Raw genomic sequence first — 25666 nt, forward strand, 5'->3', positions numbered from 1 at the left:
TACCGATGACGGTCACCAAAGAACTTGTCTCACCTGAGAGCCCCAAGCGTCTACCGGGTGATGGGGGGCGTCCGGGCTTTCGTCCGGAGATCCAGGGGCTGCGTTCCCTGGCAGTGCTGATGGTCGTTTCGTACCATGTCTGGTTTGGCAGGGTCTCAGGTGGGGTGGACGTCTTCTTACTGATCTCGGCGTTCCTGATGACCCTGCAGTTCGTGGGCCGTTACGAGCACGGCCGTTCGGTGCCGCTGGTGCGGCACTGGCTGCATCTGTTCTGGCGGCTGCTGCCCGCCGTCGTCGTAGTCTTGACGGGCACCTTGGCGCTGACCTTCATGATCGTTCCGCGGACGCGTTGGCTTGAGGTCGTCAGCCAGGGATGGGCGTCCCTGTTCTATTACGAGAACTGGCTGCTCCAGCGGCAGGTGGTCAACTACTACGCCGCGGACCATAGCTTGGCGAGTCCGTTCCAGCACTTCTGGTCACTGTCCATCCAGGGTCAGGTCTTCATCCTCTGGCCGGCGATCTTTATCGCTACCGCCGCAGTGTGTCGGCGCTTCGGGCTGCGCTACCGGGTCGTGCTGCTGGGGGTTTTCGGTGTCATTTTCTTTGCCTCGTTGGCGTACTCGGTCTATTTCACCGCAGCTCATCAGGAACTCGCGTACTTTGATACCTTCGCCCGTCTGTGGGAATTTGCGCTGGGCACCCTGGTGGCACTGTCACTGCCGTATCTGAGGCCCGGCAAAGGTCTGAGCGCTGTTCTTGGGTGGGTGGGAGTTGCGGCCATGTTGAGCTGCGGCATGGTCCTGCAGGTCAAGACAGCTTTTCCTGGTTTCGTGGCTCTGTGGCCAACCCTTGCCGCCGTCGCGGTCATCACCGCCGGGCAGTCGGGGAGCCGTTTCGGGGTTGACCGGGTCCTGGCATCGAAGCTGTTGGTGGGGTTGGGCGCACATTCCTATGCCCTCTACCTGTGGCACTGGCCTCTGCTGGTGCTTACACTCGTATGGCTCGGCGAGGACCACGCGGACGGGGTAACCGGTGCACTGGTCATTGGCCTGGCGCTGCTTCTGGCGTATCTGACCACCCGCTTCATCGAACAGCCGCTGCGCTCCTGGCGTTGGCCGGAAGTCAACCAACGCCGGCTAGCCGCCGTCGTAGCTATCTGCCTCGCCGCAGGATCGGCACCGATGGCGTTGTTCGCCTACCAGCAACAGATGGAAAAGAACGCCGCCGAATCCCAGGGCTCGGAGGACAACCCTGGAGCGGCGGCGTTGCTTCCGGGGTACGAGAACCATGTGGGAGAGAACGCGAGGACGTTGCCGAGACCGGAACAGCTGCCAGAGGACTGGGCATCCCTTGGTGGCCCCTGCGCCGGGGACCTGCGACCCGCAGACCGGCTGCTCCGTGAGAACTGCCAACAGAACGATATAGGGAACACCGGGGAAAAGACTGTACTGGTGGTCGGACATTCTCATGCCCAGCAGTGGCTTGGAGCGATCGGGCCTCTGGCACAGCAAAACAACTGGCGTGTCCAGGCCCTCACGTTCGGGGCATGTCCCTTCATGACGGAGAACCCGGAGTACGGGGACGAATGCAATACCTTCAACAAAGAACTCCGCGCGCACATCCGCGTTCACAAACCCGATACCGTCTTTCTGGTAGGCACCGCAGCCGTCCCGGACTCCCCCGATGAGGACCTCACCTGGGGTCTTGACGAGCTGGTCGGGGAAATGACCGACCAAGGCGTGGAAGTGATCGCCATGAGGGATAACCCCCGGTTCTCCTTCAGCCCCAGTGAATGCGCGATGGTCTCAACCGTCGAGAACCCCGACTGCCGCCCAGCCCAGTCTTCGGTGCTGGCCGAAAGCAACCCGCTCGAACAACTCGAAGGGATCTTCACTGGGTTGACGATCCTGGACATGACAGACCTGATCTGCGACGGGCAAACCTGCCCGGGAATCGTCGGCAACGTCTACGTCTACCTCGACGACAACCACCTCACCAAAACATACGCCCGGACCATGACAGAGACCCTGGCCCAAAGATGGGACACCACCCCGCGCCCATAACCACGGACAGACATGCCGACCCGCGCTTCCAGTTATACAGTTTGTTTGGCGATGGTGTGTGCGAGGCGGTAGGAGTCGGTTCCGGTTTCGATGATGGTGCCGTTGAAGGTAAGCCGGTCCACGATGGCCGCGCAAAGCCTCGGGTCCGTGAAGGTTTTCGTCCAGCCGGAGAAGGATTCGTTGGAGGCGACCGCGACAGATGCTCTCTCTTCGCGTTCGATCAGGATCTGGAAGAGGAGATCGGCACCACGTCTATCCAGTTCCATGTAACCGAGCTCGTTTGCCGGCCGGCTTGAAGGGTCCTCCGCGATGGAAACCGCCGGCTGCTTGACGGCTCCATCGGAGCACCAGACCGGCATGCAGATGGCCAGGAGACTTGGGTACTTCACGAGAACGGTCAAAAGTCGGAGACACCAAGGAATCCGTTTCGGCACTGTTGTCATGGTCATCATGCGCCTTAAGCAGCGCAATAGCCAATGTCGCCCCAACGCCTCGTGCCGCCTTCGCTGAGATCAAAGGCTTAGCCGGGCTTGGATCAGGGGCTCAGTGCTGGTTAGATGGGAGCCACCAAAAGGACATGGCAGAGACCACCGGAAACCAACCGGCGCTAGCTGCGAAAATCTGACCGCGCGAACGACGCTCCGCCAGCCGCCGCGGAATGACGAGGGCGGCCCCGGCCTCCTGCCACCCAGCGAAGTTCTATTCCTTCCTACTTCGGGAACAAGCAACATGCCACGGCTGGCGAGAGCACTGGAGCAGCTCAAAGTCCCGGTCTTACCGCGTCCGGACCTGGACGTGCTCGACAACGAATCCGTAATAGAAACACCGTGGAGGCTTTGGGAGGCAACTGGCGGGACTTAGCCGCTGATTGGAGAACTGTAACCGGGTGGACGGGACGGCGCGGATATCCGCCCGGGCCTGCGCGAACAGTGCGTTCCCGCGCTCCGGCTCCGGGATGCTGTCGCGGCGGGCGCGCAGCTGCTACCGGAGCCGGACTGTGGACACCGGTCCCCGCTTCACGAAATTCGTGCCAGAACCCCACGAAGTTAACATTGGGAAGCCGGCGAACGTGCACATCCTCTGTCCCGCTGTGGTCAGGTTGCCTCGGTCAGCGCGCCTGACACTACCCTCGCGCACCGCCATCCTGGTTCGCCTTAAGCGGGGAACCTGACAACCCGGTTCCTTCGACAGGGAGTTCCGGTCGCGAGCCTGGTGAAGTCCGTTATCCAAGACCGTGGGTATCCTCCTCGCCGACAGAGCCGGCGCAGGATCTCGACTAGGGGCGCCTTCCCACCCGGGGCTAGGTTTGCTGGACCGTCGTGGGTGCCATGGTGGTGAGACCGGCGGTCCGGAAGCCCTTCACGACCAGCCATACACCCAGTGAGAACTCTCACAGGAAGACGGGTAGCCCCGCTAGGGCCGACCACGCGGACACCTGCTCGTTGAGACCGAAGAAGGTGGCGCCCGAGGATGCGAGCAAAAACGCCGCCCCGATGAAACCCATCACCGGGATCGGCCGCGGCACCAAGCCGGAGCGGTATAGCAGGGAGCCAAGTAGCAGGGCGTTGATGACCGTGACGACGCCGGAGCCAAGCAGGAAGGTCCAGTCGTGTACCGCGACGAGGCCAGCGCCGACGGCGGTCAGGGCTCCGGACTCCATGCCTGCAGGATCCTGCCGCAGCGCCACGACCGAGAGGACGGCTACGACCCGACGAAAATGACCGCGGCGTGAAATCTAGAATCGCGCTAGGAACGAGCTTCGCCTAATTGTCTCCGGGTCAAGTCGAACGAATCGGTGTCTGGTGAGCCAACTTCACCGGCCACCGTCGGCTGCATTCACCCTACGAGCAGGTCAAACAGCCGTCAGCCACGCAAGGGAACTACAAAGCCGTGCCCTCTGTCGTCCTTTTGGCCTGCATGATGGTCGTCAGGACCGGGGTGAGGAGTTGCTTATCGGTGCCGCTGACCGGGATCAATCCGTAAAGATAGGCCTCAAGCTCGATCTCTCCGGCTCTCCCGCCTACACGGTAGAACGCGGCCCATAAATCATCCATGGTTACAGGACAGTTGAATTGGCAGCGAACTGACCCGCCCGCGGAGGATCAGTTAAAGGCCGGAGTCCTGAAAGGGTCGGAGAACAGCCCCGCGACCTCGCAACGACGCGGTTTGCTCATTTCAGGGATATCCCCGAAAAATCGCGGCTGCCGACGGGCTAATAGGAGTCCCGCTGCCCGGCTTCGGGTTCTGCCCATTCGAGCGCGGCAACGAGGTGCCCCTCGTTGGGAGGGGCCTGTTGCTCTGCGGCCGGAAGCTTGTCGTAGGTGTAGGCGGCAATGGCCATGGGCGAGGTCGAGCGGCCGAGGCTGTACCTGACGCTGCGGTCGTTCTTGGTGCCGCAGATCAGGATGCCGAGGGGTAGCGCTCGGGAGTCCGGGTGCGGTGCCGTGGTTCGGAATCGTCGGGCCGATCCGTAACGATGACGGTGGGGTGGCCGTCATGCTGGTGTCCGGGTCAGAGGGGCGTGGGGGGACGGGCCGTTGCGGCGGTGGGCGGGTGCTCTATAGCGAGGACCGAGATGTCGATGCGCCCGGGAGTGAGCCCGGTGTGGCTGACGGTCCGGGTGATCTGCTCCCGCACGGCCTGGGCGACGTTCAGGGCTGCGAACGCGATATCGGTGGCGATGTCGAGCTGGACGTCGGCGATGCCGTGGTGGACGGTCACGAAGACGCCGTCGTGCCGGGCGGGAGTCGTGCGGGTCTCTGCCCTGCGGAGATTTTGGAGTGTTCCTTTTCCCAAGTGGATGAGAAGGTTTTTCAGGGTCGGTTCGAGCCGGAGGACACCTGGTGTATCGAGGGCGGTGCGGGCAGCAAGGTCGGCGATAAGATCGCTGCTGATCAGTCGGGCTTCGAGGGGATGCTCAGACATCGTAGAAATCCTCCACGGTGATGTTGACGGTCCCGGCGTTGAGTCCGACGTGTCCTGTGATCATGGTGATGATCCGCTGACGCAGCAGCTCGGCGGTTCCGGGGATGTCGGTGTCGGAGGCCACGGCGATTCGAAGGTCCACCGAGATGCCGGCGGTTCCGGCCGGGCGGAGGGCGTCCGCGGTAGCCGGGTCAGCGTGGACGCGGCAGCGGCGGCCGCGTACTCCCGGAAGGGCATCGGTGCCGAACCAGATGACTGAAGTGATGGCTTGTTCGCTGATCGTGATGCCCCCCTGGCCAGACTGGAAGACGGGGAGCCGGTTGCCCCTGCGGACTTCGGCGCGGGCCAGGTTCATGATGGCGTCCTTGACGGCGTGATGGGGCTGCAGGGAGGGGTCTTCTGCATCGTTGTCCCGAAGCGTGCGGGCGGCCTCCGCGAGCTTTGCCAGGCTGCCCCGTGCCGTCCGGCACGGGGCGCAGCCGTTTTCATGGGCGGTGGGGGGCTGGTTGATGGTTGCCCAGACCTCGTCGATGCTCCGGCCACAGCCCAGGCGGGGATTGGTTTCGTCTATTGCCATTGACTCATCCTTTCCGCGAGTTGTGCGCGTGCTCTGGCGAGGCGGCCTCTGACCGTCGGTTCACTGATCTCCAACGTTGCGGCTATTTCAGCGTAGCTGCGTTCGTGGATTTCCCGCAGGAGCCAGCAGGCGCGCTGCCCGGGCGGGAGGGTCAACAGCGCTGTGGTCAGGCCGTCGATCTCGCAGGAGATTTCCGCTTCGCGGGCGGGATCGCCTCCGGCTCCCGGTTCGGTGAAGGAACCCGGAATTGATTGCAAAGTTACCGGTTCCTGGACGACCTCCGCCTGCCTGGATCGCCGGCGCAGACTGTCCAGGCAGCGGTTGGTGGCCATCTGGTAAAGCCATCCGCTGAAAGCCTGCACGTTTATTAGCAGCGGCAACTGTCTCCAGCAGGCCACCAGGGTCTCCTGCACGACGTCTTCGGCTTCGCCCCGGTCGTGGAGCATCCGGAAAGCGAGACGGAAAAGTCTGCCCTGATACGCCTCGACGAGGTATTCGAAGGCGTCCAGGTTGCCGTCCTGGGCCCGGGCGACGACGGTCGCCTCGTCCAGATCCTCGGGCCGGGTCAGGGCAACGGGTTCATGTTCATCCATCGTCACCGCCGTCCCCTGTGCCCCCGAACCGCGCCACCCGGGTTTCGGGGATTAGGACCAATACTTTCAGACGGGGCCGGTCATGGGAATGCCCGGTGCGAGGGAAGCAGGGAGAAAACAGTTTTGCCTTTCCGCGTGACGTTTGGTGGTGCCGTGCGTCTTTAACTATGTAAGCAAACATCGCATCGCTTGATTGGAGATGGTTCCCGTGACAGAAGCCCCACAGTTCCCGGCACAGTCCGGTGGCATGGTGGCAACCCAGGAGGGGCAGAAGCGGGACGCCCCCGTTGAGACCCGCCGCAGCACTGACCTGTTGCACACAGACCGGGGAGATACCACCATTGAGGAAACCGTGGTCCAGAAGCTGGCAGGCATGGCAACGCGTGAGGTTCCCGGCGTGTATGCGATGGGTAGCGCTGTCCGGCGCGCGTTCGGCGCGATGACCGAGCGTATCGCCGGTTCCCAGACCAATGTCAGCGGCGGGGTGAGCGTGGAAAAGGGTGAACGCCAGACCGCCATCGACTTGAGCATCGTCGTCGAGTACGGAACATCCATCGTCGAGGTCAGCCAAGGTATCCGGCGCAATGTCATCCAGTCGGTGGAGCGCGCCACCGGTCTGGAGGTGCTGGAAGTGAACGTCCACGTCACCGATGTTCATCTGCCCGAGGATGAGCGGCCCGAAGAGGACGCCAAACAGCCTCTGCAGTAACCACCTCACCTGCGCTGCCTCGTTTCGGGCGGTAACCGACTATGGAAGGAGCGCCGCATGTCCACTACACGATGGTGTCTGGCAGTCGGCTTGGTACTAGGAATTGTTTTGGCCTTCGGAGGCTTTACAGCCCTGGTGATAGCGGTCCTCTTTGGCCTGATCGGGCTGATAGTGGGCCGTATCGCTGAAGGCAAACTGGATCTGCAGGCCCTGTTCGGCAAAGCATCCAGCCGATGAATACCGCCGCAGCACCTGCCGGCTCCCAGGACTTGGAGTACCGGGACCTGGATTCGCGGGGGCGCACCGTCCTGGACCGGAAGGTGGTGGAGAAGATCGCCGGTCAGGTCGCCGGCGAGGAGTCCTTTGCCGGTGGGTCTTCAGGAGGGTTTCTGGGCATCGGAGCACATTCTGACTTTTCCGTCCGGCCCAAAGTCACGGTGGAACTGGCAGGCAATATGGCCGTGCTCAGCGTGGAAATAGGGCTGCTCTACCCGGTGCCGCTGCGCCAGGCAACCGAACAGTTGCGCCGCCGGATCAGCGAACGCGTCACCGCCTTGACCGGGGTGGAGGTTCGGCAGGTCGACATCACAGTGTCCTGGCTGAAACCTGCCGATGAAATCACCGGCCGCCGGAGGCTGTTATGAGCAGGCACGATGGGAAAGTCACCCCCCTGCGGCACCGTCCCAGCCGGGCTATTCCTGCCCTGATCCTGGGAACACTGCTTCTGGCCGCCGGCGTGGCACTGGTATGGGCGGCAGTGGCCCGGCTGGTCACGGGTTCGTGGCCGGTGTATCTGGCCGGGCCCCGGGACTGGCTGACCGGTGTGACCTGGAACGATCCGGGAGTCTGGGCTGCCGGGGCCGCGGCGACGGTCCTGGGATTCGTCCTGCTCGCGGCAGCACTGGTTCCGGGCCGCTTCAACGCCGTACAACTGCAGGCACCCGCGGACGGGGGCCATGCCCCGGCGGCGGGCGCGCAGGAGATTGTCATGACAAGGCGGGCCATTGCGCGGTATGCGGCGGCCCACTGTGAACACGTCGACGGCGTCAGGTCAGCCACGGCCACGGCTTCGGCACGCGCAGTCCACCTGAACGTGACCACGGCCCTGCACGAAACAGGGGAGCTGCGCGCGCGAGTGATTGCCGTGGTCACCGAACGCCTGACCGGTACCGGGCTCAACCCGGTCCCGAAGGCCGCCGCCTCCGTCCGGTCCAGGGAATAACATCGGCAACCCATCCTCCCGCATTCCGGAAAGAAGGCACCCCATGCGACAACACGCCGGAGTATTGAACCGCACCTGGCTCCTCATCCTCGGCATTCTCGCCCTCGCCGGCGGCGTCCTGACACTGCTGGCCGCCAACGGAACGCTGCACGCCATGAGCCCTGCAATGCCCGCCGCGGAAAGTCCCGTCGTGACAGGTGACCTGCACACGGTCTTCGAACCTGCCTATGTTACGGCCATTGTCCTGGTGGCCGGGGTTCTCATCGGCGCCCTGGGATTGTCATGGATCCTGGCACAGATTCCCCGAAGGAATCCCGCCGACACGTACCGGTTGCATCAGGATCCCGCCTCCGGAACCACGCTATGCGATGCTGCGGCGCTGGCCTCCGCCGTGGAAAACCAAATCAATACCCTGCCCGGAGTCGTGGGTTCCTCGGCGCTGCTGCGAGGCACCGCCATGGAACCGGATCTCACCATGAAGATCACGGTTAACAATCGCGCCGACATCCAGGACGTCCTCCACAGGATCAACACCACCGTCATTCCGGACCTTTCCACGGCCTTGGAGACACCGCTGCGGCGGACAGGAATCCAGATTGAGATCAGCGGCCGCAACGCTCTTGCCGGCACCACCGTCGCGACCACCGGCACCGTGATCTACTAGGCCCGTCACGAGCAATGGATCAGGTTCCGGATGATCTACAGTCGCATCTCAGACCCGGAGGTCGGCGGGAATACGAAGCTGCCCTTACTGCCTGGCAACCGCATGGCAGGTCCTGCGATCGAGGCACTGATGAACGGCAAACTCGGTAACCAGGCCCTTCATTAGCTGCATACTAACTTCCTCAAAACCGAACTGGAGCTGGGCCACTGCCCCCGATTGCCCGCTGAAGGTCCAGACGTTCCTGCCTAGAGTTCCTTACCACCAGCGAATACGTTCCCAGGCTCCGGGCACGACTGGACCGAGAGGAAGACCTCATCGCCGATGCCCAGGTCCGGGGATGGCCCCCTGAAGTCGAACGTCACCACGCTACTCAACGGCGCATCAACGAGCTTCTCGAGGAGCATCAGGTTTCCACAAGAGACTATGCAATGTCCTGACTTAGTACAGCTGGACGCTCCAGTAGGATTCCCTCTATGAGGGAGCGTGAAATCCAGGAGCCGGTTGAGGTTGATGGCGGTAAGGGCACCGTGCGACTGCGTTCCGATGGCATCATCCACCTGATCTGGAATCCAAAGGTCCGCATTGAAGCCCATGACGCGCGGGCAGCCATGGCAGCGGTAACGAGGTAGCCGGTGAACTGGAATACCCCATGCTGGTTGATATGGCCAGCACGGAGAGAGTATCGCGGGAGGCCCGTTCGATATTCTCTATTCCCTGCGCCGCCAACCGGATAGCCCTCCTCGGGTCAAGCCCTGTCGATCGGATCCTGGCCAACTTTTTCCTTGGCGTACACAGCCCTCCGTGCCCCACCCAATTTTTCACTTCACGAGCTGAATCCATGGAGTGGCTGCTAGGGGATTCCGACGGCCTACCAAGATAGCTGCTGGCTTGCCTTCTGCAGCTGCATCGACGTCGAACTCGTTCGTCGGCCAAAAGAATCTCAACAAAGCTAAAGGGCCTGAGCCCGGTCGAATACCGTGCCTACACCCTCGCGGTCTAACACCTATTTAGCTAGTCCAACTTTCGGGGACCAGTTCAACATGTGTAACGGGCCTCCTTCTGGACTGAGCGGGCTCAGTGGCCGGCGCCGAGTTTGCCGCCGAGGCGTTCGCGCATGAGGATGCTGGCGTCGTTGAGGCCGACGATCTTTACGTCTTTGCCGTGGTGGTGGTATTTCTCGGTGATGGCGTCCAGCGCAGCGATGGTGGATGCGTCCCAGAGGTGGGAGGCGTGCATGTCGATGACGACGTGCTCGGGGTCCAGTGCGTATTCGAACTGGGTGTAGAGGTCGTTGGAAGAGGCGAAGAACAGTTCTCCGTCCACGACGTAGGTGGCCGTTTCGTGGCTGTCGATGGTCTTGACGGTGCGTTCGACGGTGACGAAGTGCGCTACCCGGCGGGCGAACATGACCATGGCCACGATCACGCCAACGCCCACGCCGATGGCCAGGTTGTGGGTGGCTACGGTGACGATGACTGTGGCGACCATGACGGTGGTTTCGCTTTTGGGCATCATTTTCAGGGTGCGGGGGTTGATGCTGTGCCAGTCGAAGGTGGCCACGGAAACGAAGATCATCACTGCCACGAGGGCGGCCATGGGGATCAGCGAGACGATGTCGCCGAGTGCGACGACGAGGATGAGCAGGAAAACGCCGGCGAGGAAGGTGGAGATGCGGGTGCGGGCGCCGGAGGCTTTGACGTTGATCATGGTCTGACCGATCATGGCGCAGCCGCCCATGCCGCCGGTAAAGCCTGTAGCGATGTTCGCCACACCTTGGCCCCAGGCTTCGCGGGTCTTGTGGGATCGGGTGTCAGTGACGTCGTCCACGAGCTTGGCCGTCATCAACGATTCGAGTAGCCCCACGAAAGCCATGGCGAGGGCGAACGGGAAGATGACCTGCAGGGTTTCGAGGCTGAACGGAACATTGGGGATGAACAGTTGCGGGAGCGAGTCGGGCAGGTCGCCCTTGTCGCCCACGGTGGGGACCGCGACGGACGCGAGAACGGTGATCAACGTGAGCACCACGATGGCTACCAGCGGGGCCGGGACAGCTTTGGTGAGCTTCGGCAGGCCGAAGACAATAACAAGGCCAAGAATAGCGAGTGGGTAGACCAGCCATGGGACACCGAGGAGTTCGGGGACCTGAGACATGAAGATCAGGATGGCCAGGGCGTTGACGAATCCGACCATGACCGAGCGGGGAATGAAGCGCATGAGCTTCGCGACCCCGGAAAGGCCCAGGATGATCTGGAAGATGCCTGCGAGGATCACGGCGGCGATGAAATAGTCCACGCCGTGGGATTTCACCAGCGGGGCAATCACCAGGGCGATCGCGCCGGTCGCCGCTGAGATCATGGCAGGGCGGCCGCCGACGAAGGCGATGGTGACCGCCATGGTGAAGGAGGCGAAGAGCCCAATCCGCGGATCAACCCCGGCAATGATGGAGAACGCGATGGCCTCAGGGATCAGCGCCAACGCGACGACCAGGCCGGCAAGGACCTCGGTCTTGAGCCGTTGCGGTGACATCAGGGTTCCCCGGACCGATTGAAGTTGTTCAGGGGTGAACGCCGGCGGGTGTTCGGCTTTTGTGGCGGCCATTGCTGGCTCCGTTCATGGTCGAGAAGACACGGCTGTGGCTTCGGTGTTGCTAAGGAATGAGGGGCGCAGCGCCGCGCCGGGAAGAGGGGGGAATACTCTTGAGAGTCTCACCCCACCAATCAGACCCTACTCTAACGTGATGGTAGGGTTTAAATCAGAACAGGACGGAGGCGCTGATGACGGCTAAGACCAGCAGCACCAACACCATGCACATCGGTGAATTGGCGGACCGGACGGGCCTGTCCCTGCGGACCATCCGTCACTACGACGACGTGGGGCTTCTGCCTGCGACAGCGCGGACCGATGGCGGCTTCAGGGTGTTCTCGGAGGATGATTTCGAACGGCTCATGGTCATCAAGCAGATGAAGCCCCTGGGTTTCTCACTGGAGGAGATGGCTGAAATCCTTGCTCTCCTCGCAGCCCCGGACGTCACCGCTCCTGAACGGTCGGCGACGCTGGCCGGATTCCTGGAGGGCTGTGCACCAGCGGGCAAAGATGGCGCGGAACCTGGCTCAGGCCGACGAGTTCATTCAAAGGCTTAGCGGCCGGGCCTCATAATCGTGCGTGCCGGGCCGTGAGTGACTCCTCTACCCGGCACGCACTCAGATGGTGGCTGGTTATCGAGGCCGGTTGAGGAGACGCGCCCGGGAACGGCTAAAGAGGGTCAGCGTCCTTTCCCGGTGTAGACAATTGCGCCGCAACACTGGCTCCTTGCGCGGCCTACTGGGTCTGTTGGGCTTTGGTGTGAGCGAGATGGTAGGAGTCGGTGCCGGTTTCGATTATGGCGCCGTTGAAGGTCAACCTGTCCACGATCGCAGCGCAAAGCCGCGGATCGGTGAAGGTCTTGGTCCAGTCTGAGAAAGACTCGTTGGAGGCGATGCCGATGGAATTCTTCTCCTCACGTTCGGTCAGGACCTGGAAGAGAAGTTCCGCGCCACGACGGTCCAATTCCATGTAGCCAAGTTCATCGATGCACAGCAGGTCCACGCGGCCGTAGCGGGCGATGGTTTTGGCCAGGACTTTTTCGTCGGCGGCTTCGACGAGGTCGTTCACTAGCCGGGTGGCGAGAGTGTATTTGACCCGGTACCCCTTCTCCGCGGCCGCGGTACCCAATGCAATGAGCAGGTGGGATTTGCCGGTACCGGAGTCCCCGATCAGGTACAGGGGGGGAGCCTTTGCGGATCCAGTCACCGCTTGCCAGGGTGTGGATGGTGGCAGGGTTGATGTTCGGATTCGCGTCGAAATCGAAGTCCCCGAGCCATTTATCTCGCGGAAACCCGGCCGCTTTGACCCTGCGGATCGAGGAGCGCCTGTCCCGGTCATCGCATTCGGCCAGCAGAAGTTCCGCCAGGAAGCCCTGATAAGTCAGTTGTTCCTTCCCTGCCACGGTCAGCGCTTCGTCCAGGACCGCCCGGACGGTGGGCAGGCGAAGCCGTCGGCAGGCCTGGTCCACGGCCGCGACGGCGGCTTGTTCGGTCAGCCCCCGCCTTTGTTTTGAGGACCTCAAGGTAATGGTCCAGCTGGACCGACTGTCCGTGCTTGGCGGCGATCCGCTGATGTCTGGCCGCCACGGCACGACCGTCAAACACCACGACCTCCGAGGCCCGGAGTGAGACCCGGACCTTTCTGCCGATGAAGCGCGCCGGGACGGAATACTTCACCATCCGCACCGTGACCATCGATGACCTGTCAACCCTGGGGTTCAGCACCAGACCGGGTTCAAATGTCTCCGCCGGCAACGGCGCCAGGAACGGCTGCTCGGCATCGAAGTCCTGCCCTACGGTGCGGATCCTGTCGTTGATCCTCCGATCATCGTCCTGGGCTTCCCACCTGCGGATGCGGTCGTTGAGCTCATCCAGGGATTCAGCCACCGGCATCGGGGAGAGTCGGTTGCGTCGGAACCAGCCGACCTCGCCCTCAACACCGCCCTTCTCGTGAGCCCCCGCGATGCCTGGCTGGCAATAGAAAGCATCTACGCCGAAGTGGGATTTGAACAGCGCCCACCGGTCATTCTCAATCCTTTGCCGGCCTTGGCCGAAGACCACAGCAGTCACAGCACTAGTGAGGTTGTCGTAGCGGATGTGTTTAACCGGGACGCCGCCGATCTCGTTGAACGCCTCGATATGTTCCTCCAGGAAAGCCTCCTGCGCCTGGGTTGGGTAAATCCGGTGAATTGCCTTGCCAGATCTGGACAGCCGGAAGACGAACATGTGGCACTTCGTCTTCACCCCCTTCAACACGACCCAGACTTCACCGAAATCCACCTCAGCCTCAGCACCTGGAGCATGCTCCTGCGGGACGAACACCTCAACCCGGCGGCCGGCCTCCACATCGATCTGCGCCCGGCGGACCCGCACGTAATCACGCACCGTCGAGTACGACAGCTCCTGCGCTCCGTGCTCCTCGATCAGCCGGGCCAAGATCCTGCGGGCAGTGTGGCGCTGTTTCCGCGGCGCGGTCGTGTCCTCGACCAGCATGGCGTCGATGGCCGGTTTGAAAGGCTCAAGCCGCCATGCCACCCCCCGCCGTGGTTTGCGTTCCGGAGGGGCTGCCGACTCCAGGGCCTGCCTCACCGTTCTCTGGTGAACCCCCGTGCCGGGTCGCCAGCGCACGAATCGAGAGGCCCTCAACCCGGGCGTCCCTTCGGATCTGCGCGAACAACTCCACTCTCGACTCCATCCAGACCACCTTCCGTTGCATGCATCCACTGATGAATCCAACGTTGAAGGTGGGACCACGAATAACCGTCACAATTGCCCGGCGAGTCACGAAGTGGGGCCAAAGATAACCGTCCTACCGGGGCCATCCAAACCTGTCACAGCCAAAAGCGGGCTGAATACGGAAATGGCATGAGGTCGCTTCTGGTTTCCCCGGGAGTAAGGGAGGGCTATCAGGACTCTTCCTCCTACCTGAATCCATCAGCATACTTATCAACAAAGAGAGCGGTAGTACACAGGGAAGGATCCAGCTATGAGCATCACCGAAGCTACTCTCACCGCCATCCTTAACCTGCACGATGTGCCAACAGAGTTCCACAGCGATCCGGAGCTGCGGGCCATCGCTTATGTCCTGGCAGCCCTCGAGGAACCAACCAGCGATGTGGAACGACGCTTCTACGACTCCGCCACCACCCTCAACCCTGACGGCCCGTCGGGGGAAATGCCCCGGCCCGTCACCAACCGTGAGCTGCTCGAAGAAATCCACAAGACCCGCCTATCCTACCGGCTGCACCAACTGCGCGGCGAGAATCATCACGCGGAAGCAGGATAGAACGCAGCCCAAAAATATCCACGCTCTTCGCGTCACGAATCCTAGGGCACCCGCACTGTATCCGTAAGGGGGCTCTGACTCGCTCGTAGGCACCGTCCTCCAACAAAGCGAGTCCAGTTCCGATGAAGCGGACCAAAACTGCAATCCAATCCATCTCGGAGATCTTGGAGCGTGAGTGAGCCGCTCAGAGAGTGAGCATGGAAGGCCAGTCTAAAGAGAGTAACCACTAAAGGAAGGTTCGGGCATGGCACGCTTTCGCATCACGGTTACCCATGTGATTGAGATGGAGCAGGAAGTCTTACAGGAAGCGGCGCTTGAACTCCCGAGCGTTATGGCAGGTATCCGACTGGACGGAGAAATGTCCTTGGCCCTTGCATCGGTACCTGGATATGCAGGTCAAGCGCTGGGCGTGGAGATGCACAACCAGATGCTCATGCTGCTTCGAAACCGAGAGTTTGTTGTCCCTGGGGGCATGCCAGAGATCAAGGTGGAGCCGGTGTGCGAACTAGACGGGGCGGCCTAACGCGCCACCAGGGTGTTCCAGTACCAAGGAAGTGGAGCACCGCCGGCGACTGGAAGGCCGACTGATTCTTACCCGCAGACGGCTGGTTTCAGCTCGCAGTCCACCGGCCCGCGGCTGCCGGAAGGGATTGGTTTTGACTGCCCGGCGGCTCGCCACCCGATAAAGAAATATGAGTCGATATAAAAGATGCTTTATATCGACTCATATTCTTGTATAGACTGCTCATGTGGACTCTGACATGAACCCCTTTGCCCCTGGCTCAGGCCTTAAGCCACCTGCCTTGGAAGGCCGGGAAGCTGAGATAGAGGCTTTCGACCGCCTCATAGTCAGGACCAAGCGACAGGCAGCAGAGCGCGGGATGCTTCTCTCCGGACTTCGGGGAGTGGGCAAGACCGTGCTGTTGAACAATTTCGCCGCCCAGGCTGAGCGGCATGACTGGTTTGTCGTTCAGATTGAAGCGCAGCCCTCACCGGAAGGGCGCAAGGCGACTCGACAGAAGCTCGCCCGGGCCATCGAAGCAGGTGCTCGAAGATTGCGGGCCAAATCCGCGTGGGGCTACGTGAAGGACGTCCTGGGGAGCATTGGCTCGTTCAACGTTACGTTGGGCTTTACAGGCGTCTCGGCCACTCTGGGTACGACCGCGGGCCGGGCGGATTCCGGGAACCTCGACATCGACCTCGAGGAACTCGTCGAGGACCTCGCCACAGCTATGGCGAGAAGCAAGGCAGGTTTTGGAGTCTTCATCGACGAAATGCAGGATCTCGACGACGAGTTGCTCGGCGCTCTGATCTCGGTCCAGCATCTGGCTGGACAAAAGGGATGGCCGTTCTTCATCATCGGCGCCGGACTGCCCAACCTCCCCGGCAAGCTGAGTGCCGCGAGGTCCTACTCGGAGAGGCTCTTTGACTACCGCACCATCGGTGCGCTAGACCATTCCTCGGCGGCCGATGCCATTAGCCTGCCGATGAACAAACTCGGTGCCCGGTTGGATGCGGACGCACTCCGCGCCCTGGTTACCGCCGCTGACGGCTATCCGTTCTTCCTCCAGGCGTACGGTAAAGCAGCATGGGATGTTTCCTCCAGTAAGACGGTCAACATTGAGGACGCCACGTTGGCCGTCGAAATTGGCACGGAGCAACTCGATGCAGGATTTTTCCGTTCACGCTGGCAACGGGCAACCCCGGCCGAACGCCAGTATCTGCGCGCGATGGCCGAGGATAACGACGAAGCATCATCAACTGCATTGGTGGCGTCACGGCTGAACCGGGCCGCCAGCCAACTGACGGTTGCCCGGTCAAACCTCATCGCCAAGGGTCTCATCTATGCTCCCGACCATGGAGCGGTGCGTTTCACGGTACCTGGCATGTCCGGCTTCATCGGCCGCCAGTACGAGGAGTAGCCGTGCCCGTCAGGCCTACCGTGAAGGATGGGTTGCCGCCGCATCAGCAGCATTTGCTGTACACCCTGGCACATGCCGACACTCTCATCGAGACCGTCGGCAGCACCCTCCTAGAGTATGTAGCCGCCAGCCCGTTGGGCTTGGATAACCAAGTTCAGGATGCCCGGGAAGACGTCGTCGTTAATTCCATGGCGCCTATCCCGCAGTCCGTTCCACGGCAGGCGGCCGACGTAATCAACCAATTACGGTCGGCACTCGAGCACGCCTTATCGGCTGAAGTCGAATACCTCATGGGTAGGCCGCTGGAGGCAGCGGAAGAGCAGGCAATCGAGATGCCAGTACCGAAGAGTCATCCCGGGCTATCCGAATGGTTTCGCCACAAACGAAGACGCTCCCTGCCGGTTCTCCATGCTGACGGGGTCCTGGGACAGCGCATCGCCAGTCTTCAGCCGCCATTTGGAACCGAAGAAGACCAGATCCATCCCCTGCGCGTCCTGGCAGAGCATTCCAATCTCTCCAAGCACCGCAAGCCGGCGGAGTACGCATTGCGGTTGGGCAGGGTAATTCCTGGCTACATTGTTCCGGGACTGCGGATAGCAGGGGAGTACCCGGCAGACAGGCCGCTCAGAACGGGGGACGTGTTGGCGTCGGTGCCCGCCGGAACCTGTGTCCCCTTGGACATCTGGCCCACCGTGGCAATTCGGCGACCCCATACCCGTGAATGGATCGTGCTCACCCACGAGCTGCGTGCCTTGGAATCGTGGGTAAGGACCGTTGCCATTCCAACGCTCATCGCTGGCATGAGCGATGTCGAGCCTATCCCGCCACATCTGGACATTTCCAAGGGCTACGCAGACTACTCCCACGCCCTCGCCGAGGCCCAGATTATGCCCGCAGCCGAGAGGCTCGGCCTCCGGCTGGCAGGCACTGGGCTCCGGTATCAGCTGCCCGCCATTTTTAGGCAAGCGTTACCTGAGGCCTCACAACAGGCCGTCGAGGATTACGTCGCAAAGCTGTCCGATGCTGCGGCCGTCGAAGTGCTTGAGCGCTATATGCGGGTAAGGCACGGCAGAGGTGAAAGCCACGCCATCGGATTTCTGCGACGGTTACTAAAAAAGGTTCGTAGCTCAGGTGCCGCCACTATCGCCCCTACAGAAAAAGACAGATGGGGCTAGGACCTCGCTGAGCGTCTCGAAACGAGTGTGTTCCGGTTCCAAGGAAGTGGACCAGCCGGCCAGTCACTGACGGGCGTCTGCGATCTTGAAACAACCTTGAGGTTCTCCTGAGCATGGCTTAGCTCAGGAGAACCTGAGTAAGCAACCGGCATGGCCCTGGGGTTCCGGGATCGTATGGCTTTGGGCGGGAAATTCACTAGGAGTTTTCCAGGTCTTCCAGGGCCGGGCTAAGGCTTTGGAGCTGCAGCGGTGTTGGTTTTTGCAGGTCATAAAGGTAGACGTCCAGGTCGAAGACCGTGCCGGTGCCGTCGTGGGTCCAGTACCTGACCCATAACCGGTTCAGGCTGATGGTGTCCTGTTCGATGAGGTGCCGCGCTCGTTGTCGTAGGTCATTCATGACTGCTGTTCCACGACTTCCCCTGCCTGCGGCACTTGATGAGCGGCCTCCTTGGGAGAGGGATGCAGGACGCGGGCTGTCAGGTCTGGTGTGGGTCCTGGAGCAGCCATTTCATGGCCTCGGATTTGTCGGTGAAGAATTGGGTGGGGCAGGGCTGGGGGTAGGTGTGGCGGCCGCGGAAGGTGGCCGTCATCCAATCCACCGGGGTGGAGCCCAGGAGGGCAATTCGGAAGGCTGCGGATGGTTCCGCGAAGGCAACGCGGTCGTGGCTGAGAGTGACGCCGGCCATTGCTACCAGGAGCGGGCGGGGCACTCCGTCGCTGATCTCGTTCACTTTGGCTATGGCCGCCTCGACGTCGGAGCCGTCGAGGCGTATCCCGCGCTGCCAGGCCAGCTGGAGCACCCCGTCGGCACCCAGGACCAGTGTCGCCTTGCCTAAATCGCTGAACGTAGCAGCCATGCACATGTTCCTTTCAGCAGCTCCCTGGATATGTTGTTGTTCCCGGCTTTCCGCAGCTCTAAACCGGCGAACGGGGCGCGGACAGGGGCTGCGCCTTGGGATGGGTTCAGCCATAGACAGCCGGTCCCATACACATCAGGTCATGGCTGGGCTGGTGTGGGTGTTGCGGGTCCTGTGAGGCGTGCCGAGAGGCCGGCGAGGAGGATGGTGATGCCTTCCTCGAGTTCGGCTTCACCGTCGTAGTCGGCCAGGAGCGGGGCGAGGGCGCGGAGGCGGGGAAATTCCTTGGCGGGCAGACGGTGCAGGCCAAGGCGGAGGAGAGCTTCGTCTTCGTCGGGGTCGACGATGAATTCCTGCAGCTCGTTCAGGATGTGGCCGTAGAGAAAACCGTAGAAGGCCCGGTAGACGTGCAGCGCGTCCGATGGGGCGAAGCCGGCCTCGATCAGTAGGTCCAGGATCTGTTCGAGTGGGCGCAGGGTTCCGACGGGGCGGAGCCCCATGGGGGTGGAGAGGGGGCGGGTGACCAGGAGGGGGACGACGTTGGGGTGTCGGAGCGCGATCAGCCGAATGTCGTGGGCGATGCGGCGCAGTTGGCCCTGCCAGTCCGGGTCCTCTGGGAAGATGGTCCGTTCGTTCAAGACCAGTTCGGTGACTCCGTCCAGCAGCGCTGTCCGGCTTTTGGCGTAGCGGTACAGGCTCATGGGGTCCCGGCCGAGTTCCTGCCCGAGCCGGCGCATGGTCAGTGCCTCGAGCCCTTCAGCATCCAACAAGGCAAGTGCGGTGGATAAAACGAGCTCCCGGCTGAGCGTTTGTTTCCTGTCCGGTGTCGCCTCGACTGAGGGTTTTGTTGCCTGAGCCATGGTTTTCCTCCTGATCGGGGCGCATTCACACTGCGGCCTCCCTTAGGGCAGAACGTTCCTGCAATCCGCCCGCCTAGGGCCAGTCTACATTGTATCGAACGCCTATTGCCTAGTTTGTAGTCTACGCGTATCGTCTACATTGTAGGCAAGTGATCGTGAAGACATTCCGGTATTCACGGCACGCAAGTGGAAGGAGCCGCGCATGGCAGATCCCCAGTAAACCCAGGTCCGCGACGAATACCCGCTTAGGAAAACGGTCGAATAGCGCTCTGCTAGCGGCCATGTTTCACAACTCGGCAGCGGGCGTTATCGGACAAGCGGGCACAACCTCACTTTGATGGCGGTCTGCGGCGGTCGCTGCCTCCCGCAGTTGCCTGGCCGGTTCAGTCCCACCCTTTTTACACCCTTTGACACCACCCCAGTACCCAGGAATGAGGCCAATCGTGGCGCAACAAAATCTACTGCCCGCGAGTTTCGTCGTGGACCGCATGCAGGATCTTGTTCTGGAATCCCAGGATGTGAAGGAGATGCTGGACGAGCTTGCTGATTTCTCGTCGGCCACCTTGACTGATCCTGCCCTCGCTTTCTGCAGCATCACGCTCATGCGGCGGAAGAAGCCCGTGACGGTGGCCAGTAGCGAAGAGCGGGCCCTGCGCCTGGATCAAGCGCAATACAGCAGCGGTCTGGGCCCATGCCTTGGTGCGATCCGCGCGCAGGTGGTGGTGCATGCCCCTGACTTGGCCAACGATGACCGCTGGCCTTCCTTCGCATCGGCTGCAGTCCACGAGGGCGTGAGGTCAAGTCTGTCCGTACCGCTGGCCCTCGCGGGGGAGGGCGAGGCAAGCCTGAATCTATACTCCACCAGGGTTCGCGGGTTCACCGAGGTGGACATTGATTCGGTTCAGGCGTACACCTATCACGCGGCCAAGGCAGTCCGCCTACGGGTACGTCTCAGCCAGCTGGCCGAGACGAAGAAGAACCTTCTCGCCACCCTGGAATCCCGGACCACCATCGACCTCGCGGCTGGTGCCATCATGGCCCAGAACCGCTGCAGCCAGGAAACGGCAATGAAGATCCTGCAGGTCGCTTCGAGCACCCGCAACGTCAAACTCCGGGACGTCGCCGCAACGGTGGTCGCGGCCCTGACGAAGAACCCGGAGGTCCGGACCTACTTCGACGAGTAGGGAACTGAAGATGTCTCTTCATTTCGCGGGATTCCCCGGGGACGGTGCCGTAGGGGCTTCTGCTCTTCGGGGGACCAGGCCTCTGCCAGCCAGTCGGGTTTAGCGACCGGTCGATGGCTCTGCCCACCTGTGGTTTTGATTCGGAGGGTAGGGCTGCATCCCGGGTCTCCTCCGAACCGAAGTACACAGCATGCCGGTCATGAAACGCATCAGTCCCGAGGAAGGGGTCCCGTTATGAGCATCACCGAAGCTACTCTTACCGCCGTCCTGAAGGTGCGCGGTGTGCCGGCTCAGTTCCTCCATGATCCGGTGCTGCGCGCCGTCGCGTACGTCCTGGCGGCCCTCGAGGAACCAACCAACGAGGTAGAGCGGTGTTTTTATGACACCGAAACACCCCTTGACCCCGCTGCGCCGGGGGAAACACCCCGCCCGTTCACCAACCGCGAGCTGCTCGCGGAGATCCACACGGCCCGGCTGTTCCACCGGGTTAACCAACTAAGCACCGCATACCATCAAGCCGAAGCCGGATAAGACGCGGGCCGGCACACGTAAGGAACTCCCACCAGGAGTGGGCCAGTTCCTGGGAAGCGGGACATTTGGGTGCTGCCTTTAATCACGGGGAAAGTTCAAGGAGAGGTTTTGGGTGAGACAGGGCGGCCCTTGCCGGTTGTTCGCGTCGGCTACCTAGGATGGAGGATGCCTGACATTGAGCGTTGGCCTGCCTGGCACTTGCTGTCCACCTCCGCCCGGTTGGTTGAACGGAGGTGGAATGAGTGCCTTCAACCCCTTGGACTCACGTCCGCGGGGGTCATTGCTTTGCAGATGCTGGGCAGCGCCGTGCCTTGCGCCCAGTTCGAACGCGCCGAGGCCATCGGTGTCAGAGCCCAGTCCCTGGGAGAAACTCTGACCAGGCTCCAAACCCAAGGATGGGTAAACCTCGAGCGAATGGGCCGGGTGCAGAACGTGTCCCTGACCAAGGACGGGGAGAAAATACTGGAACGAATAAGTGAAGCCGAACAAGAGATATCAACCCAGCTCAGCCTCGATGGCCGTCTCCGGGGTGAACTTGAAGCCCTCGTTGAGAACCTGACACCTCCTTTCCTCCCCTGACATGCCGGTGCTCCGAGGAATTCAGGGGTCGTTCTGGACGTCGATGATTCCCAGGCGGCTACGGCTAAGGTCACTGAAGGTGCAGACGGCGGCGATTACCCGGCGCTGGTCGACATCGCCAAGCCGTGTGCCGCTTCGCGAATTGCCTTGCTGGTTCAAGTCCGCTTGACCGGGTCGTTGCAAACTTCACCATGGGACTGCATGCACTGCCGTGGCCTACACGCCCTTTTTACCTCCCGTAACGAGGCCACGGCCTGGCTTCTCCATACTCGGCGTCTCTGACCTGGGCCCGTTGCTTTCAGGCGGCGAGAGTCGCTGCTGTTCTAAATGGAGCCCAGGACGGCGACAGCCAATCAGAGCATCCATGCATCGCATTCCAACCGGGGTGTCCCTTTCGGAGCTCGATACCCGCCCTGATGTTCCCGGGGCAGGGCTGAGGGCAGGTACTGTTCTAGGGTGGCTACGCGAACAATCATCTCTTTGCATGACGACCTGGACGGTTCGGATGCCGAGGAAACACTTTTCTTCGCCCTTGACGGCACTGAGTACGAGATTGACCTGAACGGACCCAACGCCGAGGGGCTGCGGGTGGCACTACGCCCGTTCGTCGCTGCGGCCCGCACGGTGCAAACACCAGCAAAGGCAAATCCCCGACGGGGCCGTAACGCCAAGGTGCGTGCCTGGGCCAAGGACAACGGCATCCACGTTGCGGATCGCGGAACGATCAGCGCCGAAGTCCTGGAACGCTTTAAAGCCGCGCACTGACCCGAACAGAAGACGCTACCGGGCCTGCTTCGCGATCTGGTGTAACCCCGGTCAGCCGTCCTGAAGCCATCCGCCGGCTACCAGGCGCTGCCTGAGGGCGATTTTGCTAAGTGGCTCGTCACTGTCCTGAAACTTCCGGCGGACGGAGACAAGATGCTTCTTCACCCCGTCCGCGCTGATCCCCAGGGCTTGGGCGACCTCCGCCATCGTGGGCCCGTCACGGCCAAGATAGATCGAAACCACCTGATGCCCCCTGGCGCTCAGTTGCGGAGCAGTGTCCTGGACAGCCAGGACCGCGGCGACGTCGTCCGTAGTCGGGAGTTGGAGCTTTTCAGCGGCTGAGAGCGGCAAAGGCATGCCCGGCCCAAGAGCGGAAATAGAACTTCATGCTGATCATTTTCCTATCCGGTCGGGGTTGTCTCCGACGGTGACCAGAAGTTGGCTGGCTACTTCCGTTCCGACACCTGGAAGGTCGCAGAGCATCGGGGCGTAGGTGTCGAGGATCTCCTGGAGCGCCGCATCGGCGGTGGCGATTTCTGCCCCGAGTGAATCGCAGCGGCTGGCCAAGGCCTTCAATGTCAGAAGGCACACGTACTCGGGGTCAGCCATGTGGCCCGAAGGTCTCGTGCGTTGCAGGGCCGTAATCATCGCCGCGGTGCCCAGCCCTCTGTACTTTGCCCGGAGTTTGTCCGGAGCTGAAACGAGAAGACCCTTGATCTGATTGACGGCCGCTGTTCGGGCCTTCATAGCCGATGCGCGTCCGGCGCGCAGGATTCGCAGGCATTCAACGGGACCGTCTTTGGCTTTCGGAATCGACGTAGTCCGGCCGTCGAGTACGGATTGGGCGGCCTGGTATGCGTCCAGAGGATCGGACTTGCCTTTCATCCGGCGCGCTGCCCGGTTCGGGCGGTTCACTTCGAGTACACGCAACCCGTCACTACGCAGGATCCGGGAGAGCTCGGCCCCGTACGAGCCTGTTCCTTCGACCCCTACGGCGGTGACTGTGCCATGGCTGGTGATGAAGTCCACGATTTTGCGGTGTCCGGATGCTACTGCCAGGAATTCTTTGTCGGCGAGTGGCTTTCCGTGTTCGCTGATGATGGCCACGTGGTGTGTATCGGCGTGCGTGTCGATGCCGGCGATAACGTTGGTTGGTTCTGTTGCCAAGGTGGAAGCGGCCCCCAGTCGAGTTCGATGGCTGATGAGTGGGGGCAGGCCAGGTGGGCAGACAGAACGGTAATGGGATTAGTCGTATCAGGCTCCTATGAAGTCATGTCCGCCTGGCACATTACCCCCTTTGATGGACCTTGAGCCGGCGGACAAATCGTCGGTAAGACAGTGCCGCCAGGCACGTCAGTTTTTTGCTGAGTCACGCCGGCTCAAGACCTTTTCCAGTATTACCGTTTTTTGGCTGCTGTCCTTATGTTGTTACCGGGATCAGTTCCGCGGCCGTTGTAGGGTCGTGGCTACCCAGGGGAGACAGGCATGGCTTTGGTTGCTGTGGCCGATCAGGCCGGTGGAACGGTGATAGGCGTCCGCCATCGTTACGGTTGCCGCCTCGTGCCGGGCGGAGGTGTAGGGGAAACCGGCCCGGGTGAGGTGGCTGATCAGGTGGGCGTTGCCGTTGCCCATCAGCCCGAAAAGATGGCCGGTGCGCGCTCTCAGCGCCTCGGCTACGGCCATGGAAACGGTCGGAGCTGCGGGGACGAAGTAGGGGGCGAGAGGGACTGAGACAGTAGTGGTCACGGTGTTCTTTCTCTGGAAAGGTAATTGGGAGGGTGACGGCTAGCTGTCGGCGAACACTTTTCCCGGGTTAAGGATGTTGGCCGGGTCGAAGATCGCCTTGATCTGGCGCTGCAGCTGGTACTGGTCGGGGCCGAGCTCGTCGGCGAGCCAGGCGCGCTTGAGCAGGCCCACGCCATGTTCGCCGGTAAGCGTGCCGCCGACTTCCAAGGCGTAGGTAAACAGCTCCCCGGCGGCCGCCCAAATGGTTTCCGGGACAGTGCTGCCGTTGAATACGAAGGTTGGATGCAGGTTTCCGTCGCCGGCATGGCAGGTGGTGGGGATGATGAGGTCGTACTTGTGCTCCAGCTCGCGGATCTTGGCGAACGCGGCATTCATCATGTTCCGGGGCACCGCGATGTCCTCGACGAGCATCGTGCCCATGGACTCCAGCGCGGGGAAGGCCTGGCGGCGCAGCCCGACGAGTCGCTCGGCCTCGGACGCATCGACGGTGGTCTCGGTTCTGCCGCCGGCAGCATTGATCAGATCGGTGACCTGCTTTGCCGTGTCCGCTGCTGCCGGTCCATCGCATTGAACAAGGAAGTATGCCCCTCCGCGGGAGAGTAGGTCGTCGCCTGTGTAGTGGGCCACGCACTCCAGTGTGCGGCGGTCCATGAGTTCCATGATTGCCGGGACGTGGCCGGCGCCGGTGATGGCAGCGGAGGCGCGGGCACCTTCTTGGACGGTGTCGAAGAACGCTCCGATGGTGACGATGTCACCGCGGACGAGGGGCTGCAGCTTCAGGGTTGCCTCAACGATGATCCCGAGCGTTCCTTCCGAGCCGATCATCAGCGCGCAGAGGTCGTAACCGGTAACACCCTTGACCGTGCGGTGCCCGACAGAGAGCAGGCGCCCGTCGGCCAGGACGACCTTGAGGGCCAGCACGGATTCCCGGGTTACCCCGTACTTGGCGCACAAAAGTCCGCCGGCATTCATGGCAATGTTGCCGCCGACGGTAGAGATGTCCTTGCTGGCAGGATCGGGCGCCCACCACAGGCCGTGCTGCTCGAGGGTACGGTTCAAGGTTCCGTTGAGGATGCCGGGCCCGACGACGGCTAGGCGGTTCTCGACTGAGATCTCGAGAATCTGGTCCATCGCCTGGGTGGAGAGCAGGATTTCGCCGGGACCCGCGATGGCTCCGCCGACAAGGCCGGTGCCGGCACCCCGGGCGACGATGGGGGTCGCGGTTTCGGAAGCGATCCGGCAAACAATCTGCACGTCCTCGACCGTAGAGGCGTGGATTGCCGCTGCCGGTGCACCTTCGGAGCGGTGACCTGACCGGTCAGAAGTGTAGGCCAGCAGGTGATCCGGATCGGTGTCGACAAGCCCGGGAAGGGCAGCCCGGAGTCGTTCGATGGCCTGCAGGCGTTCAGCGACGTGCATTGTTCCT

General features: G+C 62.0%; 31 protein-coding genes and 3 pseudogenes. 16 read left to right on the forward strand and 18 right to left on the reverse strand.

Translation table 11 applies throughout. The annotated features are described in order from the left end of the window. Positions 1 to 5: 5 nt before the first annotated feature. Positions 6 to 2063 carry an acyltransferase family protein gene (locus J7I86_RS11900; RefSeq protein WP_214820072.1) on the forward strand — a complete coding sequence of 686 codons (2058 nt, stop codon included), beginning with the start codon at positions 6 to 8 and terminating at the stop codon, positions 2061 to 2063. A gap of 32 nt (positions 2064 to 2095) precedes the next feature. Here the strand turns inward: J7I86_RS11900 and J7I86_RS11905 are convergent. From J7I86_RS11905 to J7I86_RS11935, 7 genes and pseudogenes are all read right to left on the reverse strand, one after another. Next, positions 2096 to 2344: pseudogene (locus J7I86_RS11905) on the reverse strand (ATP-binding protein); the annotation flags it as partial. Between the two features lie 1109 nt (positions 2345 to 3453). Further along, entirely contained in the window at positions 3454 to 3798 is a 345-nt protein-coding gene (locus J7I86_RS11910) for a DUF4386 family protein (RefSeq protein ID WP_309476725.1), read from the reverse strand. A 145-nt stretch (positions 3799 to 3943) separates the two neighbouring features. Then, positions 3944 to 4117, reverse strand: coding sequence for a hypothetical protein (locus tag J7I86_RS11915; protein WP_214820077.1), 174 nt, complete (start codon positions 4115 to 4117; stop codon positions 3944 to 3946). 158 nt (positions 4118 to 4275) lie between these two features. Continuing rightward, complete coding sequence (locus J7I86_RS22860) at positions 4276 to 4404, reverse strand: hypothetical protein (protein ID WP_286179702.1); 129 nt, start codon at positions 4402 to 4404, stop codon at positions 4276 to 4278. A 170-nt stretch (positions 4405 to 4574) separates the two neighbouring features. Continuing rightward, positions 4575 to 4988: a hypothetical protein gene (locus tag J7I86_RS11925; protein WP_214820079.1), complete on the reverse strand. Its 414-nt coding sequence runs from the start codon at positions 4986 to 4988 to the stop codon at positions 4575 to 4577. Further along, a complete protein-coding gene (locus J7I86_RS11930) occupies positions 4981 to 5565 on the reverse strand; it encodes an Asp23/Gls24 family envelope stress response protein (protein WP_214820080.1) in 585 nt (194 codons plus the stop codon). Before J7I86_RS11930 ends, J7I86_RS11925 begins: the two co-directional genes overlap by 8 nt. Continuing rightward, positions 5556 to 6158: an RNA polymerase sigma factor gene (locus J7I86_RS11935; RefSeq protein ID WP_286179711.1), complete on the reverse strand. Its 603-nt coding sequence runs from the start codon at positions 6156 to 6158 to the stop codon at positions 5556 to 5558. Before J7I86_RS11935 ends, J7I86_RS11930 begins: the two co-directional genes overlap by 10 nt. Before the next feature lie 247 nt (positions 6159 to 6405). Here J7I86_RS11935 and J7I86_RS11940 point away from each other — a divergent pair, with 247 nt between their 5' ends. From J7I86_RS11940 to J7I86_RS11960, 5 genes are read left to right on the forward strand one after another with little or no spacing between them, the layout of a single operon-like run. Continuing rightward, complete coding sequence (locus J7I86_RS11940; protein ID WP_214820148.1) at positions 6406 to 6867, forward strand: Asp23/Gls24 family envelope stress response protein; 462 nt, start codon at positions 6406 to 6408, stop codon at positions 6865 to 6867. A 57-nt stretch (positions 6868 to 6924) separates the two neighbouring features. Beyond that, on the forward strand, positions 6925 to 7104 hold the full coding sequence (locus tag J7I86_RS11945) for a hypothetical protein (RefSeq protein WP_214820084.1): 180 nt from the start codon (positions 6925 to 6927) through the stop codon (positions 7102 to 7104). Continuing rightward, complete coding sequence (locus J7I86_RS11950) at positions 7101 to 7511, forward strand: Asp23/Gls24 family envelope stress response protein (RefSeq protein ID WP_214820086.1); 411 nt, start codon at positions 7101 to 7103, stop codon at positions 7509 to 7511. The genes J7I86_RS11945 and J7I86_RS11950 overlap by 4 nt, the downstream gene beginning before the upstream one ends. After that, positions 7508 to 8089: a DUF6286 domain-containing protein gene (locus J7I86_RS11955; protein WP_214820088.1), complete on the forward strand. Its 582-nt coding sequence runs from the start codon at positions 7508 to 7510 to the stop codon at positions 8087 to 8089. Before J7I86_RS11950 ends, J7I86_RS11955 begins: the two co-directional genes overlap by 4 nt. 43 nt (positions 8090 to 8132) lie before the next feature. Next, the gene (locus J7I86_RS11960; RefSeq protein ID WP_214820089.1) at positions 8133 to 8753 is read left to right on the forward strand and encodes a hypothetical protein; all 621 of its coding nucleotides are present in this window, start codon (positions 8133 to 8135) and stop codon (positions 8751 to 8753) included. A gap of 245 nt (positions 8754 to 8998) precedes the next feature. Here J7I86_RS11960 and J7I86_RS11965 read toward each other — a convergent pair whose 3' ends face one another. Beyond that, on the reverse strand, positions 8999 to 9157 hold the full coding sequence (locus J7I86_RS11965; RefSeq protein ID WP_214820092.1) for a hypothetical protein: 159 nt from the start codon (positions 9155 to 9157) through the stop codon (positions 8999 to 9001). Between the two features lie 69 nt (positions 9158 to 9226). On the opposite strand from J7I86_RS11965, the gene J7I86_RS23120 reads away from it, so the two are divergent. After that, complete coding sequence (locus tag J7I86_RS23120; protein ID WP_309476719.1) at positions 9227 to 9382, forward strand: hypothetical protein; 156 nt, start codon at positions 9227 to 9229, stop codon at positions 9380 to 9382. 445 nt (positions 9383 to 9827) lie between these two features. Here J7I86_RS23120 and J7I86_RS11975 read toward each other — a convergent pair whose 3' ends face one another. Further along, positions 9828 to 11351: a SulP family inorganic anion transporter gene (locus J7I86_RS11975; RefSeq protein ID WP_214820094.1), complete on the reverse strand. Its 1524-nt coding sequence runs from the start codon at positions 11349 to 11351 to the stop codon at positions 9828 to 9830. Positions 11352 to 11527: 176 nt separating this feature from the next. On the opposite strand from J7I86_RS11975, the gene J7I86_RS11980 reads away from it, so the two are divergent. Then, positions 11528 to 11893, forward strand: a complete 366-nt coding sequence (locus J7I86_RS11980) for a MerR family transcriptional regulator (protein ID WP_309476720.1) — start codon at positions 11528 to 11530, stop codon at positions 11891 to 11893. A 178-nt stretch (positions 11894 to 12071) separates the two neighbouring features. On the opposite strand, the pseudogene istB reads toward J7I86_RS11980, so the two are convergent. Beyond that, positions 12072 to 12864, reverse strand: a pseudogene (gene istB / locus J7I86_RS11985) (IS21-like element helper ATPase IstB). After that, positions 12782 to 14030, reverse strand: a pseudogene (istA, locus tag J7I86_RS11990) (IS21 family transposase); the annotation flags it as partial. The pseudogenes istA and istB, both read right to left, overlap by 83 nt. 291 nt (positions 14031 to 14321) lie before the next feature. On the opposite strand from istA, the gene J7I86_RS11995 reads away from it, so the two are divergent. The 4 genes from J7I86_RS11995 (at position 14322) to J7I86_RS12010 (ending at position 17718) form a co-directional block, all read left to right on the forward strand. Continuing rightward, positions 14322 to 14621 carry a hypothetical protein gene (locus tag J7I86_RS11995; RefSeq protein ID WP_214820096.1) on the forward strand — a complete coding sequence of 100 codons (300 nt, stop codon included), beginning with the start codon at positions 14322 to 14324 and terminating at the stop codon, positions 14619 to 14621. Between the two features lie 244 nt (positions 14622 to 14865). Further along, on the forward strand, positions 14866 to 15144 hold the full coding sequence (locus J7I86_RS12000; protein WP_214820098.1) for a hypothetical protein: 279 nt from the start codon (positions 14866 to 14868) through the stop codon (positions 15142 to 15144). 226 nt (positions 15145 to 15370) lie between these two features. After that, entirely contained in the window at positions 15371 to 16543 is a 1173-nt protein-coding gene (locus J7I86_RS12005; RefSeq protein WP_214820101.1) for an ATP-binding protein, read from the forward strand. Positions 16544 to 16545: 2 nt separating this feature from the next. Beyond that, positions 16546 to 17718 (forward strand): hypothetical protein, encoded by a 1173-nt coding sequence (locus J7I86_RS12010; RefSeq protein WP_214820103.1) that lies wholly within the window; start codon positions 16546 to 16548, stop codon positions 17716 to 17718. 196 nt (positions 17719 to 17914) lie between these two features. Here the strand turns inward: J7I86_RS12010 and J7I86_RS12015 are convergent, their stop codons facing one another. The 3 genes from J7I86_RS12015 to J7I86_RS12025 all read right to left on the reverse strand — a co-directional run bounded on the left by J7I86_RS12015 (position 17915) and on the right by J7I86_RS12025 (position 19435). Continuing rightward, positions 17915 to 18115, reverse strand: coding sequence for a hypothetical protein (locus tag J7I86_RS12015; RefSeq protein WP_214820105.1), 201 nt, complete (start codon positions 18113 to 18115; stop codon positions 17915 to 17917). A gap of 79 nt (positions 18116 to 18194) precedes the next feature. Next, the gene (locus J7I86_RS12020; protein WP_214820107.1) at positions 18195 to 18575 is read right to left on the reverse strand and encodes an STAS/SEC14 domain-containing protein; all 381 of its coding nucleotides are present in this window, start codon (positions 18573 to 18575) and stop codon (positions 18195 to 18197) included. 140 nt (positions 18576 to 18715) lie between these two features. Beyond that, positions 18716 to 19435: a TetR/AcrR family transcriptional regulator C-terminal domain-containing protein gene (locus J7I86_RS12025; RefSeq protein ID WP_214820109.1), complete on the reverse strand. Its 720-nt coding sequence runs from the start codon at positions 19433 to 19435 to the stop codon at positions 18716 to 18718. 443 nt (positions 19436 to 19878) lie between these two features. Between J7I86_RS12025 and J7I86_RS12030 the strand changes: the two genes are divergently transcribed. From J7I86_RS12030 to J7I86_RS12045, 4 genes are all read left to right on the forward strand, one after another. After that, the gene (locus J7I86_RS12030) at positions 19879 to 20619 is read left to right on the forward strand and encodes a GAF and ANTAR domain-containing protein (RefSeq protein WP_309476721.1); all 741 of its coding nucleotides are present in this window, start codon (positions 19879 to 19881) and stop codon (positions 20617 to 20619) included. 234 nt (positions 20620 to 20853) lie between these two features. Beyond that, positions 20854 to 21150 (forward strand): hypothetical protein, encoded by a 297-nt coding sequence (locus tag J7I86_RS12035; RefSeq protein ID WP_214820113.1) that lies wholly within the window; start codon positions 20854 to 20856, stop codon positions 21148 to 21150. 165 nt (positions 21151 to 21315) lie between these two features. Continuing rightward, entirely contained in the window at positions 21316 to 21729 is a 414-nt protein-coding gene (locus J7I86_RS12040) for a MarR family winged helix-turn-helix transcriptional regulator (protein WP_214820115.1), read from the forward strand. Positions 21730 to 22185: 456 nt separating this feature from the next. Continuing rightward, positions 22186 to 22494 carry an Lsr2 family protein gene (locus J7I86_RS12045; protein ID WP_214820117.1) on the forward strand — a complete coding sequence of 103 codons (309 nt, stop codon included), beginning with the start codon at positions 22186 to 22188 and terminating at the stop codon, positions 22492 to 22494. 51 nt (positions 22495 to 22545) lie between these two features. Here J7I86_RS12045 and J7I86_RS12050 read toward each other — a convergent pair whose 3' ends face one another. From J7I86_RS12050 to J7I86_RS12065, 4 genes are all read right to left on the reverse strand, one after another. After that, positions 22546 to 22851 carry a hypothetical protein gene (locus J7I86_RS12050; protein WP_214820119.1) on the reverse strand — a complete coding sequence of 102 codons (306 nt, stop codon included), beginning with the start codon at positions 22849 to 22851 and terminating at the stop codon, positions 22546 to 22548. A 36-nt stretch (positions 22852 to 22887) separates the two neighbouring features. Then, positions 22888 to 23661, reverse strand: a complete 774-nt coding sequence (locus tag J7I86_RS12055) for a transposase (RefSeq protein WP_286179703.1) — start codon at positions 23659 to 23661, stop codon at positions 22888 to 22890. A gap of 270 nt (positions 23662 to 23931) precedes the next feature. Beyond that, entirely contained in the window at positions 23932 to 24240 is a 309-nt protein-coding gene (locus J7I86_RS12060; RefSeq protein WP_309476722.1) for a thiamine pyrophosphate-binding protein, read from the reverse strand. A gap of 39 nt (positions 24241 to 24279) precedes the next feature. Continuing rightward, positions 24280 to 25659 carry an FAD-binding oxidoreductase gene (locus J7I86_RS12065; RefSeq protein ID WP_214820121.1) on the reverse strand — a complete coding sequence of 460 codons (1380 nt, stop codon included), beginning with the start codon at positions 25657 to 25659 and terminating at the stop codon, positions 24280 to 24282. Between the last annotated feature and the right edge of the window lie 7 nt (positions 25660 to 25666).

It is taken from the genome of Arthrobacter sp. ISL-95, assembly GCF_018613695.1.
In the GTDB taxonomy this organism is placed as follows: domain Bacteria; phylum Actinomycetota; class Actinomycetes; order Actinomycetales; family Micrococcaceae; genus Arthrobacter.